The sequence below is a fragment of the Streptomyces sp. NPDC052225 genome, from assembly GCF_040679615.1.
Classification (GTDB): domain Bacteria; phylum Actinomycetota; class Actinomycetes; order Streptomycetales; family Streptomycetaceae; genus Streptomyces.
Genome location: NZ_JBFAVD010000008.1, coordinates 200,307 through 214,416 on the forward strand (window position 1 = coordinate 200,307; position 14,110 = coordinate 214,416).

The 14,110-nt window shown below is 71.7% G+C and carries 9 protein-coding genes; 2 read left to right on the forward strand and 7 right to left on the reverse strand.

Features of this window, described 5'->3' with window-relative positions; all coding sequences use genetic code 11:
* Nucleotides 1-14: 14 nt before the first annotated feature.
* The 3 genes from AB0L37_RS15200 to AB0L37_RS15210 all read right to left on the reverse strand — a co-directional run bounded on the left by AB0L37_RS15200 (nt 15) and on the right by AB0L37_RS15210 (nt 4,551).
* Nucleotides 15-818: a GNAT family N-acetyltransferase gene (locus AB0L37_RS15200; RefSeq protein ID WP_365504553.1), complete on the reverse strand. Its 804-nt coding sequence runs from the start codon at nt 816-818 to the stop codon at nt 15-17.
* 66 nt (nt 819-884) lie between these two features.
* The gene (locus AB0L37_RS15205; RefSeq protein ID WP_365504668.1) at nt 885-2,810 is read right to left on the reverse strand and encodes an IucA/IucC family protein; all 1,926 of its coding nucleotides are present in this window, start codon (nt 2,808-2,810) and stop codon (nt 885-887) included.
* A gap of 298 nt (nt 2,811-3,108) precedes the next feature.
* Complete coding sequence (locus AB0L37_RS15210) at nt 3,109-4,551, reverse strand: diaminobutyrate--2-oxoglutarate transaminase family protein (protein ID WP_365504669.1); 1,443 nt, start codon at nt 4,549-4,551, stop codon at nt 3,109-3,111.
* A gap of 467 nt (nt 4,552-5,018) precedes the next feature.
* Here AB0L37_RS15210 and AB0L37_RS15215 point away from each other — a divergent pair, with 467 nt between their 5' ends.
* Nucleotides 5,019-6,245 (forward strand): hypothetical protein, encoded by a 1,227-nt coding sequence (locus AB0L37_RS15215; protein WP_365504555.1) that lies wholly within the window; start codon nt 5,019-5,021, stop codon nt 6,243-6,245.
* 179 nt (nt 6,246-6,424) lie between these two features.
* Nucleotides 6,425-7,639, forward strand: coding sequence for a hypothetical protein (locus tag AB0L37_RS15220; RefSeq protein ID WP_365504557.1), 1,215 nt, complete (start codon nt 6,425-6,427; stop codon nt 7,637-7,639).
* A gap of 76 nt (nt 7,640-7,715) precedes the next feature.
* On the opposite strand, the gene hflX is transcribed toward AB0L37_RS15220, so the two are convergent.
* From hflX to dapF, 4 genes are all read right to left on the reverse strand, one after another.
* Entirely contained in the window at nt 7,716-9,212 is a 1,497-nt protein-coding gene (gene hflX / locus AB0L37_RS15225) for a GTPase HflX (RefSeq protein WP_365504559.1), read from the reverse strand.
* A gap of 203 nt (nt 9,213-9,415) precedes the next feature.
* Entirely contained in the window at nt 9,416-10,882 is a 1,467-nt protein-coding gene (locus tag AB0L37_RS15230; RefSeq protein WP_365504561.1) for a M1 family metallopeptidase, read from the reverse strand.
* A 79-nt stretch (nt 10,883-10,961) separates the two neighbouring features.
* Nucleotides 10,962-13,085, reverse strand: a complete 2,124-nt coding sequence (locus tag AB0L37_RS15235; RefSeq protein WP_365504563.1) for an HD domain-containing protein — start codon at nt 13,083-13,085, stop codon at nt 10,962-10,964.
* A 139-nt stretch (nt 13,086-13,224) separates the two neighbouring features.
* Entirely contained in the window at nt 13,225-14,094 is an 870-nt protein-coding gene (gene dapF, locus AB0L37_RS15240) for a diaminopimelate epimerase (protein WP_365504565.1), read from the reverse strand.
* Nucleotides 14,095-14,110: the final 16 nt, after the last annotated feature.

The following is a 14,110-nucleotide window of genomic DNA, read 5'->3' on the forward strand; positions in this document are numbered from 1 at the left end:
TGTGAGTGACCGGCTCAGAGCACGGCGCGCAGGGCTCGGTCACGCATCATGAGCGCCGCCCGTTTGTCGGGGAGGTCGACCTCGGCAGAGAGGCGGAAACCGGCGCTCAGGAAGGCTGAGACGGAAGGGGTGTTGCGAAGGTCGGGTTCTGCCACGACGCGCGCGCATTGCGGGCGACGGTCGAGTACGAGGTCGGCGACGGCTTTGAGAAGGGTGGTCCCGAGCCCTCGGCCGCGGTTGGCGACACCACCGATGAGGAGGTGGATTCCGGTGTCGTGCGGGCGGGCGGGGTAGTGCCGGGCCAGTGGATCGAGGTCGGCGCGGTAGATCTCCCAGTAGCTCATCGGCGTGCCGTCGAGGACGCCGAGGCAGGGGACGCTGCGCCCGTCGCCGTCGAGTTGGGGTTTCAGGTGGTCCGCGGTCACGGAGTCCGGGCCCGCGAGCTCCCAGAACGCGGCCACGGCCGGGTCGTTCATCCACCGGCTGATGAGCGGGAGGTCGCGTTCGACGCGGGCCGGGATGAGCTGGAACACGCCTGAGGGGGTGGTGACGGGGCCCCACTCCCCCACGTTGTCGAGCAGATCGTGCTCGGTCAGCGATGTGGGGTGGTGCGGCGCGGCGGACCCGGTGCCGGTGTCGGTGCCGGCTGTGGCGGCAGCGTTCTGTTCGGCGATGAGCGCGAGCAGTTCGTCGGGCAGCCGGAGGTCCAGGGTGTCCTGGCCGTCGGTGTTCTCCGTGTTCTCCGCGTGCGTGGCGGAGGGACCGGGGTCGGCGACGGGCGGGATGCCTGCGGCGGTGCTCGCGTCGATGGGGGGCACGGCGACGCTCCTCTCAGGAAGTGGAGTGGTGCGGGGTGGGTCCTCGGGTTCGCGCGTTCTCGGGGCTTACGAATGAAGGGGGTTGGCGATGGTCACGTAGACGGACTGCGTGTCGACAGGGCCGACGAGCTCGTCGAGGCCGTGCATGCGGGTGAGCAGGTTCGCCTTGCAGCGCAGGGTCGGCGTGTCCAGGAGCCGGCTCGGCAGCGGGCTGCGCAGACGCGCCGGTCCGGTGGCCGCGTCGCCGAGGAACCGGCGGAACGCCGCGAGCAACAGGCGCTCGTCGGCGAGCCGTTGGGAGCCGAAGGCGCCGATGAGGCCGAGGACGTTGTTGATGGCGAGGTAGTAGGCGAACCGCTCGTCGGTGACCTCGTCCGAGACGAAGGTGTCGCTGTGCGTGCCGATGCCGGGCAGCCGCTGGTCGAGTTCGGCGCGGCGGGACTCGCGGAAGTAGTAGCCCTGGTTGTCGCGGTAGCGGCCGCCGATGGGCCAGCCGTCCGCGTCGAGGAGCAGCAGGGTGTTCTGCTGGTGGGCTTCCAGCGCGATGCCCGCCTCGCTGTCGAGCCAGAGCACGGGGCGCACGACGTGTTCCAGGTAGCGCAGGAACCACTCGGCGGCGACGGCGGAGCGGGGGCGTCCGGTGCGGACCGCGAGGCGGGTGACGGTGTCGGCGAGACGGGAGGTCATGAGCGCGTGACCGGTGCGGTCCGTGCGGTCCTGGCGGGCCGGGTCGTCGGCCGGGCGCGGGGAGACGAGGCCGGCGATGCAGGAGGCGTCGTCGCCCGGGCGGAAGGGGTTGTTGCGGATCATCACGTCGAGGCCGGGGACGGGCTCGCCGGACAGGTCGTCGACGGCGAGCCAGGCCGGGTCGCGGACGATGTCGAACCCGGGGTGCGCGGCCCGCCACTGGTCGAAGAGACCGCTGCGCAGCAGGCGGTGGACCTCGACGCCGCGGTGGAGTTCCTTGCGGAGGTTCTCGCGGCGGGAGTTGGTGATCCGCAGGCCGAGGGAGAGCTTCAGCATGGCGGGCGCGTCGGGACGGTACAGGGTGCGGACGGAGGAGGTGGGGAACCAGGGGTCGCCGTGCGGGCCCAGGTCGCGCAGCAGTCCGGCCTCCAGCAGCGCGGCGGTGGCGGGGCGGTGCTGGAGTTCGCGGATCTGCCACGGGTGCAGGGGCAGCGCGGCCTCGTACCCGTCGGGCAACGTCAGCTTGGGGCCGGCGAGTTGGGAGGTGAGAAGGGGCGCGGGGACGGTGCGGCCGCGCTCGGTCCAGGCCGAGTCGTGGGCGAGCACCTCGGGGGCCACGGCGATCCAGTGGAGCGGGAAGGAGCCGCGCAGTTCGGGTGAGTACAGGCGGGCCTCGGCCTCGGAGAGACCCTCGCGGCTCTTCGGCGTCGGGTGCAGGGGGTGGCCGAGGATCAGCGACTGTTCCGCGGCGAGGAAGAGGTCGGCGCCGTCGGCCGGCTCCTCGCGGCGGTCGGCGATGAAGGCGGCGGTGCGACGGGCCGAGTCGGCGACCCGGCCCACCAGGTCGCCGCCGTCGCCCGCGGGGAAGGCGGGGTGCGCCGTGTCGGGGGCGCGCCGCGCCGTGCCGTCGACCGCATCCGTGTCGGTGCCGACACCGATGTCGGTACTGGTGCCGATGTCGGTACCGGTGCCGGTGTCCGTGTCGGCGGGTCCCGACTCGCGGCTCAGCAGGGCCGCGAGGGTCACGGCGTCCACGGAGGGGGCGCCGTGCGGGGCGCCTTCGAGTCGGGGCAGGCCGAACCTGTGCCAGCCGGTGGGTGACCAGTAGCGAACGGGGACGAGGAGAGCGGTGCCACTCGCGGGCAGGGGGACGCGCAGGGCGCCGGGAGAGGTAGGGGGGATGGCGTTCTCACGTACCCAGCAGCGCAGCAGGTTCTCGACTGCCGCGCTCTGGGCGGCAGTTGTGGGGTCCTGGTGGTCGAGGAGGTCCGGCTGGTCCCCGTGGTCCGCGGTGGGCGTGTGCAGACGCTCGGCCTCTTGGCCGCCGCCCTTCTGCCGCGGGACCGTATCGCGTTCCGATGCGCGCGGGGGCTGCGTGTCGCAGGCGCCTCCGGCGGAGGGACGGGGACGGCCGTCGGATGCGGGAGTGGCGTTCAAGAGTGCTTCCTTGCGTGGGGTGGGGGGCTCCGGGTGGCGGTGGGCCGTGGGGCTGCTGGTCCGGTCGTCCGCTGCTGTCGCCGCTGGTGGCGTGCGACCGGGGCTGGGCCGTGTCCGTACGCTTTCCGCGTCCGCGCGGAGCGGGGCACGGCGGTGCGGAACCGGTCTACCGCCGGTCGCGGGAGACGGCCTCGAGGGCGTCGGCGAATCGGTCGACGACGGCCGCGGCCTGTTCGTCGGTGATCGTGAGGGGCGGCAGAAGGCGGACGACACTGGAGTGGCGGCCGCCGAGTTCGACGATGAGTCCGCGATCGAGGCACGCGTCGCGGACGGCCGCGGCGAGGTCCGGCGCGGCGGGCAGCGGTGCGTCGGCGGGATCGCCGAGCAGGGGGTCACCGGCGAGGGTGTCGCCTGCGCCGGGTTCTCGCGCGAGGTCGGAGACGCCGGCGGCGGGGGCGGCCGCCGGGTCGACCAGTTCGATGCCGATCATCAGGCCCCGTCCCCGCACGTCGCCGATGCAGGGGAACTCCTCGGCCAGGTCCTGGAGTTGGCCGAGCATCCGGGAGCCGAGGTCACCGGCGCGCTCGGCGAGCCCGTTCTCGCGGACGTATGTGAGGGTGGCGGCGCCCGCGGCCATCGCCAGTTGGTTGCCGCGGAAGGTGCCCGCGTGCGCTCCCGGCGGCCAGACGTCCAGGTCGTCGCGGTAGACGATGACGGCGAGCGGGAGGCTGCCGCCGATCGCCTTCGACATGACCATCACGTCGGGGACGATGCCGCTGTGCTCCACGGCCCAGAAGGCGCCGGTCCGGCCGACGCCGGTCTGCACCTCGTCGGCGATCAGCGGGATCGACCGCTCCTCGGTGAGGGAGCGCATCCTGCGCAGCCAGGCGTCCGGGGCGGGGATCACGCCGCCCTCGCCCTGCACCGGCTCCAGGATCATCCCGGCGGGCCGGGGCACCCCGGACTTGGTGTCGTCGAGCAGGGACCGGGTCCAGCGCGCGCCGAGTTCGGCGCCGCGCGGGCCGCCGATGCCGAAGGGGCAGCGATAGTCCTGCGGATAGGGCAGGCGCGTGACCCGCACGTCCGGTGCGCCGCCGGACGCTTCGAGCGCCCCCGCGGTCATGCCGTGGTACGCCCCGGTGAAGGCGAGCAGGCCGGAGCGGCCGGTGGCGGTGCGGACCAGTTTCAGCGCGGCTTCGACGGCGTCGGTCCCGGCCGGTCCGCAGAACTGGACACGGGCCCGGTCGGCAAGGGCCGGCGGCAGCGTGCGGAACAGCTCCGTGGTGAAGGCGTCCTTGACGGGGGTGGCCAGGTCGAGGACGTGCAGCGGCGCACCCGAGTCGATGACCTTCCTGATGGCTTCCAGGACGACCGGGTGGTTGTGGCCGAGGGCGAGGGTGCCCGCGCCGGAGAGGCAGTCCAGATAGCGGCGTCCGTCGGCGCCCTCGATGGTGAGGCCGCGGGCGCGCACGGGCACGATCGGCAGCGCGCGCGCATAGGTGCGCGCCGCCGACTCCCGCGCGGACTGGCGGCGCAGGATCCCTTCGTGCGCGGCACGGTCGTCCCGTGCGGCGCTCTCGCGCGCCTCCCCGTCGTACGGGGCGGGCACCGTCACGGACGCGGAATCGGTCACGGCCACGGCTGTCGGTCCTCCCGCTGCAGACACGGCTGCAGATATGGCTGCCTATACGGTCGACGGCGCTCGTCGACTCACTTGAGGAGGGGGCGAGTTGGCGTACGCAGACCAGAACGACCGTCCTGGCACGCCAGGACGGTTCGAGGACTGAACGCCGACCGCGGATCCCCCGTACGCACTAACGACGAGGCGGCCGGAGGAACACGGGTCGCACGCGGACTCGTACGAGACCTTTGTCACGAGCGGTCGCGACCGGGCCGAGGTGTCCTGACGATCCGTGGCCCACGCAAGATCCCTCCGTGACGGAACCGTTGCGGTTCCGTCGGCCGTCCCCGACGGCACCGGCATAGTGTGGGGTGCCGTTCGGGGAGGACGACGCCGCTCGTCCACCGCACCCGTACGGCAGTGCAACGATCTCGAAGCCCAGGGGGATTCACGACATGCGACCCATACGCCCGCTGCCCGCCGCTCGCCGCGCACGGAGCGTGCGCGGCAGAACGTCCCCCGTGGCGGCGGCAGTTGCGCTCGGCGCGGTCCTCGCCCTGACCGCCACGGCGTGCGGTCCGAGCGAGGACGACGCGAACGACAAGCCGACCGCGTCGGCCACCGCGGGCGGCAACGACTCGCTCCAGATCCCTGACGACCTCAAGGACAAGCTCAAGGATCACGGGTTCGATCTCGACAAGTGGAAGCACGGGGACTGGAAGAACTGGGACAAGGACAAGTGGCTGCGTGAGGCGCAGGACTTCGTCAACCCCATCATCGACGGTCTGTGGGACTCGGACCGGATGCGCGACGCCGACAAGAACCCGGACCACGAGGTCGACGACAACGACCTCTCCGGCGACCAGGGCGTGACCGACCCCGAGCCGAAGCCCGTGCAGGCGGCGGCTGTCGCCAGTCCGTACCACGGGAGCACCCCGTACGCGGGCAAGTTGTTCTTCGACGGGCCGGAGGGCTCGATGGTCTGCTCGGCGACCGTGGTCACCGACCCGGCCAACCCCGGCAAGTCCAACATGATCTGGACCGCGGGCCACTGTGTGCACGCGGGCAAGAACGGCGGCTGGTACCGCAACATCGCGTTCGTGCCGTCGTACAACGACAGCGGCAAGTCCGCCGCGGAGCTCCAGGGCGCGCCCAAGGAAGAGGTCGCTCCCTACGGCGTGTGGTGGGGCGACTGGGCGCAGACGTCCGACCAGTGGATCGAGCAGGGCGGTCCGACCGGCGGCGCGGGCGCCCCGTACGACTTCGCCGTGATCCATGTGACGCCGGAGAAGGGCAGCACAGGCAAGTCCCTTGAGGAGACGGTCGGTTCGGCGCTTCCGGTGAACTTCAACGCGCCGGCGGTACCGAGCATCGCGCAGCTGACCGCGAAGGGCTACCCGGCGGCGCCGCCGTACGACGGCCAGAAGCTGTTCCAGTGTGCGGACAAGCCGGGCCGGCTCTCGCTCGAGAAGTCGGACCCGACGATGTACCGGATCGGCTGCACGATGACCGGCGGTTCGTCCGGTGGCGGCTGGGTCGGCCGGGGTTCGGACGGCAAGCCGGCCCTGGTGTCGAACACGTCGATCGGCCCGGTGACGGCGGGCTGGCTCGCCGGACCGCGGCTCAGCAAGGAGGCCAAGGGCATCTACGACTCGGTGAGCAAGAAGTTCGCCGGGCAGTGACGGCCCGCGTCGCACCCGCGTGACACCCGCGCGGCGGGGTGGAGAAACCTTCACCACCCCGCCGCCGTTCGTCCCCCACTCCCCAGGCATAGTGGGGGGTCTGTGTCTCAGCGGGCGCACAGGATCACCGGTTCCCGAATGACACGCTCATGACAGTTTTCAACGGGGGTATTCCCAGCATGCGTTCCATACGTCCATCCGTCGCGCGCGCTCGCGGGCGGCGCGCCGTTCTCGCCGCGACCGGCATCGCCGCCGCGCTGGCGCTCACCGCCACCGGCTGCAACGACAGCAAAGACGGCAAGAGCACTGCGGACGGAGCCGCCGGCAAACCGGCCGCGACCACCTCGCAGGGGTCCGACAGCGGCGCGAAGCTCCCCGGTGACGTCGCCGACCAGCTGAAGAAGCACGGCATCGACCCGGACAAGTGGAAGGACGGGGACTGGAAGAACTGGGAGAAGGGCGACTGGCTGCGCGAGGCCAAGGACTTCGTCAATCCGGTCATCGAGGGGCTGTGGAAGCCCGAGCGGATGAAGTCCGCCGAGGACCCGAACAAGACGGTCGCGGCGAAGGACTACGCCGACGACCAGGGCGTCACCGACCCCGAGCCCGAGCCGGTGCGGGCGAAGGCCGAGAAGACGCCGTACCACGAGAACGCGGCGCCGGTCGGCAAGGTCTTCTTCGACTCCCCCGAGGGCTCGATGGTCTGCTCCGGCACCGTCGTGAAGGACCCGCGCAACCCCGGCAGGTCCAACCTCGTGTGGACCGCGGGCCACTGCGTGCACGCGGGCGCGGCGGGCGGCTGGTACCGCAACATCGCGTTCGTGCCCTCGTACAACGACCAGGGCAAGTCCGCGGACGCGCTGCGCAACGCGACGCAGCAGGAGGTCGCTCCGTACGGCACGTACTGGGCGGACTGGGCCTCCACCTCGAACGAGTGGATCGACCAGGGTGCCGAGTCGGGCGGCGCGGGCGCCCCGTACGACTTCGCCGTGCTGCACGTGAAGCCGGAGCAGGGCACCAAGTCCCTCGAGGAGACGGTCGGTACGGCCCTCGACGTCGACTTCTCGACGCCGTCGGTGCAGTCGGTCGGCTCGATGGGCGCCTGGGGCTACCCGGCCGCGCCGCCGTACGACGGCCTGCTGATGCACAAGTGCCTCGACCGTCCGGGCCGACTCTCGCTGAGCCCCGAGCAGCCGACGATGTACCGCATCGGCTGCACGATGACCGGCGGTTCGTCGGGCGGCGGCTGGTTCCGCGTCCGCGCCGGCAAGACGGTCCTGGTGTCGAACACGTCGATCGGTCCGGCCGAGAACACCTGGCTGGCCGGACCGCAGCTGGGCGCCGAGGCCCAGCAGGTCTTCGACACGATGAGCGAGAAGTACGGCAGCCGGTAAGGCAGTTGTACGACGTGAAGGGCCCCCTCCGACCGATCGGAGGGGGCCCTTCACGTACAGCCGTGCGCGGAGAGCGTCAGCCCGCGGCCGCCGCCGGAACGTACGGCGCGAACTCCGCCGCCAGTTCCTCGTGGACGCGCGCCTTCAGGAGCGTGCCCTCCGGGGTGTGCTCCTCGGAGATCACCTCGCCGTCGGAGTGCGCCCGCGCGACCAGCTGGCCGTGCGTGTACGGCACCAGGGCCTCGATCTCGACCGAGGGCCGCGGCAGTTCGGCGTCGATGAGGGCGAGCAGCTCCTCGATGCCCTGGCCCGAGCGGGCCGAGACGGCGATGGAGTGCTTCTCGACGCGCAGCAGCCGCTGGAGGACCAGCGGGTCGGCCGCGTCCGCCTTGTTGATCACGACGATCTCGGGGACCTCGGTGGCGCCGACGTCCCTGATCACCTCGCGCACGGCGGCCAGCTGCTCCTCCGGCGCCGGGTGCGAACCGTCGACCACGTGCAGGATCAGGTCGGAGTCGCCGACCTCCTCCATCGTGGAGCGGAACGCCTCGACGAGGTGGTGCGGCAGGTGCCGTACGAAACCGACGGTGTCGGCCAGGGTGTACAGGCGGCCGCTCGGCGTCTCGGCCCGGCGCACGGTCGGGTCGAGGGTGGCGAACAGCGCGTTCTCCACCAGGACGCCCGCGCCCGTGAGGCGGTTGAGCAGCGAGGACTTGCCCGCGTTCGTGTAACCGGCGATGGCGACCGAGGGCACCTTGTTGCGCTTGCGCTCCTGGCGCTTGATGTCGCGGCCGGTCTTCATCTCCGCGATCTCACGGCGCATCTTCGCCATCTTCTCGCGGATCCGTCGCCGGTCCGTCTCGATCTTGGTCTCACCGGGACCACGGGTGGCCATGCCGCCACCGCCGCCGCCACCCATCTGCCGGGAGAGCGACTGACCCCAGCCGCGCAGGCGCGGCAGCATGTACTGCATCTGCGCGAGCGCGACCTGCGCCTTGCCCTCTCGGGACTTGGCGTGCTGGGCGAAGATGTCCAGGATCAGGGCGGTCCGGTCGACCACCTTGACCTTGACGACGTCTTCGAGGTGGATGAGCTGGCCGGGGCTGAGCTCACCGTCGCACACGACGGTGTCCGCTCCGGTCTCGAGGACGATGTCGCGCAGCTCCAGGGCCTTGCCGGAGCCGATGTACGTCGCGGCGTCGGGCTTGTCCCGGCGCTGGATGACGCCGTCGAGCACCAGTGCGCCCGCAGTCTCGGCGAGGGCGGCCAGCTCCGCGAGGGAGTTCTCCGCGTCGTGGACCGTTCCCGACGTCCAGACGCCGACGAGGACGACGCGCTCCAGGCGGAGCTGTCGGTACTCGACCTCGGTGACGTCCTCGAGCTCGGTGGAGAGGCCGGCGACGCGGCGCAGAGCCGCGCGCTCGGAGCGGTCGAACTGGTCGCCGTCCCGCTCTCCGTCGATCTCGTGGCTCCAGGCGACGTCCTCTTCCATCAGGGCATCGGCCCGAAGACCTTCGGGGTTGTTCTGCGCGAAGCTCTGCGCGTCCTGGGAAGGGGAAGAAGAGGAGGTCATTGGATCCTTAACGTCGGTGGGACGCATGCTTCGGAATGCATGCTTCGGGTTGCGTGACGAACGCCTCGTCCGTCATGAGTGACAACGCACGGCCCGTCCCCGGGATTCCCGCGCCGTCGACCTGAAGATGGTCGCACGGCACGGGGCGTCTCGTCACCCGACTTATTTCCCGTGGAGACGGGGCCGAAGCCCGCGATCACGGCCTACTTCAGCGGTTTCCGGCTCACCCAGTCCGGGTGCCCCGGCATGGGCGGCGTCTTCTTCCCGTACAGCCAGGCCTGGAAGAAGCCGCTCAGATCGCGCCCGGCGTTCCTCGATGCGAGCGCGACGAAGTCCGCGGTGGTGGCGGTGGAGTCACGGTGCGTCCTCACCCACTGCCGTTCGAGCCGCTCGAAGGCGTCCTTGCCGATCTCCTGGCGCAGCGCGTACAGGACGAGCGCGCTGCCGTCGTAGACGACGGGCCGGAAGATGCTGATCTTCTCGCCGGGTGCCGGTCCCTTGGGCGCGGCGGGCGGGCCGCCCGCGGCGCGCCAGGCGTCGGAGTCACGGTAGGCGTCCCGCATCCGCGTCTCCAGGGGCTGCTTGGCCTTCTCCTCGGCGTACTGGGCCTCGTACCAGGTGGCGTGTCCTTCGTTGAGCCACAGGTCGGACCAGGTGCGCGGGCTCACGCTGTCGCCGAACCACTGGTGCGCGAGCTCATGGACCATGATCGATTCGACGTACCACTGGGGGTACTCGGGGCGCAGGAACAGCTCTCTCTCGAAGAGAGAGAGCGTCTGCGTCTCGAGTTCGAAGCCGGTGGTGGCCTGCGCGACGAGCACCCCGTAGTTCTCGAAGGGGTAGCGGCCGACCTTCTTCTCCATCCAGGCGAGGTGCGCGGGCGTCTTGTCGAGCCACGGCCGCAGCGCCTTGACGTCACCGGCCGGGACGACGTCGCGTACGGGCAGGCCGTGCGGGCCCTCCTGGTGCAGGACCGCGGAGTGGCCGATGGAGACCTGGGCGAGTTCCGTCGCCATCGGGTGGACGGTGCGGTAGGCCCAGTTCGTGGTGCCTTCTTGTCGCGTGGTCGCGCGCGTCGCTACAGGAAGCCCGTTGGCCACGGCCGTGTACTCCTTCGGCGCGGTGACGCGGAAGGTGAAGTACGCCTTGTCGGCCGGGTGGTCGTTGCAGGGGAACACCCGGTGCGCGGCGTCGGCCTGGTTCGCCATCGCGAGCCCGTCCTTGGTGCGCACCCAGCCCACCTCCTCCTTGCCGGGTACGGGGTTGCTGGTGTGCCGCACCGTGATGCGCAGCGGCTGACCGGCCGCGACCGGCCGCGCGGGCGTGACGATCAGGTCCTCGTCGCTCAGGGCGAAGTCCGCGCGGGCGCCGTTGACGTCCACGGAGCGCACGGTGCCGTGCGAGAAGTCGAGGTTGACCTGGTCGAGCCGGGAGGTCGCCAGGGCGTCGATCCGGGTGACGGCGTCGAGCGGCTTGCGGTTGTCGCCCTTGTAGGTGAAGGCGATGTCGTACGACTGCACGTCGTAGCCGGGGTTGCCGAGGTGCGGGAAGAGCCGGTCGCCGATGCCGAGCGGGACAGCGGGCCGGGGCGCGGCCGCGGCGAGCAGGGCGAGGGAGGCTCCGGCGGCGAGGAGGGCGGCGGTGCGGGGTGATCGGGAGCTGAGCAGCATGGACAACGGCTACCAGCGCGGCCCCCGGCGGGCGGGGCGCACGCGCCGCCCCCACCCGAACGAGACCGCGAAAGGGGCCCTACAGCGCCCCGGCCGTCGCGTGCTGGGCGCGGCCCACGTCGTACACCCCCGGCACATTGCGCATCGCGCGCATCAGGGCCTGGAGGTGGGCGGCGTCCGGGAGTTGGAGGGTGTACGTGTGCCGGACGCGGCCCTGGGCGGGCGGTTCGACGGTCGCCGAGATGATGGCGACACCCTCGAGCGCTATGGCTTCGGTGAGGTCGGCGAGCAGGTGCGGCCGGCTGAAGGACTCGGCGAGCAGCGTGACGCGGTACTCGGCGCTCTGCGCGTCCGCCCAGTGCACCCCGACCTCGGCGCGCCCCGCGTCCTTCATGCGCTCCACTCCGGAGCACGCGACGCGGTGCACGGTGACGACGCCGCCGCGGATCGCGAAGCCGGTGACCTCGTCGGGCGGTACGGGCGTACAACAGCCCGCGAGGCGTACGGAGGCGCCGGGCTGGTCGACCACGGCGTTGGCCGCGGCGGGCCGCGCGGAGGGGCCGCTGTACGGGGCGCGCGGCTCGGGCCCGGTGTCGCTCGGGCCCTCCGGGTGCGTGGCCAGCCAGCGGCGGATGGCGATGCGCGCGGCGGGCGTACGGGCGTGGTCGAGCCAGTCGCGGGACGGCTCGGACGCCGCGGCGCCCTCCGTGCCCGCCATCAGCAGTTGGACCGTGTCGCCGTCCTTGAGGACCGTACTGAGCGTCGCCAGGCGGCCGTTGACCCGCGCGCCGATGCAGGCGTGCGCGTCCTCCCCGTACTGCGCGTACGCCGCGTCGACGCAACTGGCGCCCGCGGGCAGGCCGATGGTGCCGCCGTCGGGCCGGAAGACGGTGATCTCGCGGTCCTGGGCGAGGTCCTCGCGCAGCGTCGACCAGAAGGTGTCGGCGTCGGGCGCGGACTGCTGCCAGTCGAGGAGCCGGGAGAGCCAGCCGGGCCGGGTCGGGTCGGCGCGCTCGCCGACCGTGTCCAGATGCTCCTCGCCGGAGGGCGTGTACGGGTTGCCGAGGGCGACGACGCCCGCTTCGGCGACCTTGTGCATCTGGTGCGTACGGATGAGGACTTCGGCGACCTCGCCGTCGGCGCGGGCCACGGCGGTGTGCAGCGACTGGTACAGGTTGAACTTCGGTACGGCGATGAAGTCCTTGAACTCGGCGACGACCGGGGTGAAACAGGTGTGGAGTTCGCCGAGGACGCCGTAGCAGTCCGCGTCCTCGGCGACGAGGACGAGCAGCCGCCCGAAGTCGGAGCCGCGCAGCTCGCCCCGTTTGCGTTTCACGCGGTGCACGGAGACGAAGTGCCGCGGCCGGATGAGGACTTCGGCGCTGAGACCAGCCTCGCGCAGCACGCCGCGCACCTCGTCGGCGATGGCGGCGAGCGGGTCGTCGCCGCGCGCCGCGTTGAGCGCCATGAGCGTGCGGGTCTCCGCGTACTCCTCGGGGTGCAGGATCGCGAAGACCAGGTCCTCCAGCTCGGTCTTCAGGGCCTGGACGCCGAGGCGCTCGGCGAGCGGGATGAGGACGTCGCGGGTGACCTTGGCGATCCGCTCCTGCTTCTCCTGGCGCATGACGCCGAGGGTGCGCATGTTGTGCAGCCGGTCGGCGAGCTTGATCGACATGACGCGTACGTCGTTGCCGGTGGCGACCAGCATCTTGCGGAAGGTCTCGGGCTCGGCGGCGGCGCCGTAGTCGACCTTCTCGAGCTTGGTGACGCCGTCGACGAGATAGGCCACCTCCTCGCCGAACTCCTCGCGCACCTGGTCGAGGGTGACGTCCGTGTCCTCGACGGTGTCGTGGAGCAGGGAGGCGGTCAGCGTCGTGGTCTCCGCGCCCAGCTCGGCCAGGATCAGCGTCACGGCGAGCGGGTGCGTGATGTACGGCTCGCCGCTCTTGCGCATCTGGCCGCGGTGCGAGGACTCGGCGAGCACGTAGGCGCGCCGCAGCGGTTCGAGGTCGGCGTCCGGGTAGTGGGCGCGGTGGGCCTCCACGACGTGGCCGATGGCGTCGGGGAGCCGGCCGCGGGCGGCGGGGCCGAGGAGCGCGGCGCGGCCGAGGCGCCGCAGGTCGATACGTGGGCGGGCGCGCCGGCGGGGTGCTCCGGGCGTGATCGGCCCGGGGGTCGCGGGGTTGGTCGCCTCCGCACTCATGAGCACCTCCGGCTGGTTCGACCGGCGGCGGGCTGGCGGGGGCACCCGTCCGGACCGGTGCTTGATGCTACCGAGCCCATCACGTGGCGCAGTCCCGCTCTCGCCCAGCGTGAAACGGATCACCCATTCGAGCGAAGGTTCACGGGTTTACGGTTTCGATCGCCGCGAACCAGTCCGCTTCGATCTCACCCTCGGCCACGATCACGGCGGGACCGGTCATCTCGATCTCGCCGTCGGGCCGCTCGGTGATGGTCAGTCTGCCGCCGGGCAGATCGATCTCGTACGTGACGGGGGCCCCGGTCACGGCCGGGTCCAGGCCGTCCCTGCGGGCGGTGGCGACGGCCACGGCGCAGGCGCCGGTGCCGCAGGAGCGGGTCTCGCCGGAGCCGCGCTCGTGCACGCGCATGGCGACGTGGCGCGGGCCGCGGTCGACGACGAACTCGACGTTCACACCCTCCGGGTAGGCGTTCGCCGGTGCGAAGGGGGGTGCGTCGTAGAGCGTGCCGGCGTGACCCAGATCATCGACGAAGGCCACGGCGTGCGGGTTGCCCATGTTCACGTTCGTGGCGGGCCAGGTGCGGTCGTCGACGCTGACCGTGACGTCGCCCGCGGGAAGCGCCGCCTTGCCCATACCGACCGTGATCAGGCCTTCCTTGTCGATGTGGACCTTCTTGACACCGCCGCGGGTGGCCACGGCGACATCGCCCTCGGTGACGTGCCCCGCGTGCTGGAGGTAGCGGGCGAAGACCCGTACGCCGTTGCCGCACATCTCGGCGATCGAGCCGTCTCCGTTGCGGTAGTCCATGAACCACTCGGCCTCGCCGGCCAGGTGGCGCGCCTCGGGGTGGGCGGCGGAGCGCACGACGTGCAGGATGCCGTCCCCGCCGATGCCGGCGCGGCGGTCGCACAGGGCCGCGACGACGGCCGGGGACAGCGCGATCGCGTTCTCCGGATCCGGGATGATCACGAAGTCGTTCTCGGTCCCGTGGCCCTTGAGGAAGGTCGTCATTTCTCGATCGTACGAG

What these genes read in the sequence shown, in the direction of transcription:
- AB0L37_RS15220 (WP_365504557.1), top strand. Translation starts at nt 6,425, where the DNA reads ATGCGTTCCATACGTCCATCCGTCGCGCGCGCTCGCGGGCGGCGCGCC.
- AB0L37_RS15215 (WP_365504555.1), top strand. Translation starts at nt 5,019, where the DNA reads ATGCGACCCATACGCCCGCTGCCCGCCGCTCGCCGCGCACGGAGCGTG.
- dapF (WP_365504565.1), bottom strand. Translation starts at nt 14,094, where the DNA reads ATGACGACCTTCCTCAAGGGCCACGGGACCGAGAACGACTTCGTGATC.
- AB0L37_RS15230 (WP_365504561.1), bottom strand. Translation starts at nt 10,882, where the DNA reads ATGCTGCTCAGCTCCCGATCACCCCGCACCGCCGCCCTCCTCGCCGCC.
- AB0L37_RS15235 (WP_365504563.1), bottom strand. Translation starts at nt 13,085, where the DNA reads ATGAGTGCGGAGGCGACCAACCCCGCGACCCCCGGGCCGATCACGCCC.
- hflX (WP_365504559.1), bottom strand. Translation starts at nt 9,212, where the DNA reads ATGACCTCCTCTTCTTCCCCTTCCCAGGACGCGCAGAGCTTCGCGCAG.